This is a genomic window from Pseudomonas sp. TWI923 (assembly GCF_039673365.1).
Taxonomy (GTDB): Bacteria; Pseudomonadota; Gammaproteobacteria; order Pseudomonadales; family Pseudomonadaceae; genus Aquipseudomonas; species Aquipseudomonas sichuanensis.
The window spans coordinates 1-417 of record NZ_JBDJLM010000187.1 but is presented as its reverse complement, the minus strand read 5'-3'; the positions used below and the strand labels follow the sequence as shown (position 1 = coordinate 417).

At 67.1% G+C, this 417-nt stretch carries 1 protein-coding gene; it reads right to left on the bottom strand.

Annotated elements, in window-relative coordinates; translation table 11 throughout:
* Window positions 1-417 (bottom strand): hypothetical protein (locus tag ABE459_RS26055; RefSeq protein WP_346648182.1); only part of this gene is annotated, 417 nt, incomplete at both ends.

Genomic DNA, 417 nt, shown 5'->3' with positions numbered 1-417 from the left:
CGCCAGGCGGGTTTCGAAGCTGCCGTCGTCGGCCCATTCGCGAATCGCCCGGGCGTGCGGGCCGCTGCCGTCCCATTCCAGGTTGAGGCCGCGCTCGGTGCGGTCGGTGTAACGGGTAATCAGGTGGTGCTGGTACTGGTAGCGCCAGGCGGCGCCATGTTCATCCTGGGCGGCGATCAGGTCGCCCTGGTCGTCGTAGTGGTAGGCGCACAGCTGGCGCAGCGGCTTGCCGTCGACCACCTGCCACAGGCCCTGGATATGGCCGTGGTCATCGAGCAGCGTGCCCAACTGCAGGTGCACCTTGGTCGGGTCGTTGTCGGCGTAGGTGTTGATGTCCGACAGCACCGGGCGGCCGTTGTGGCTGTGCTCGTAGTGCAGCATCGCGCCGACGCCGTTGCGCATGACGATATGCACCAG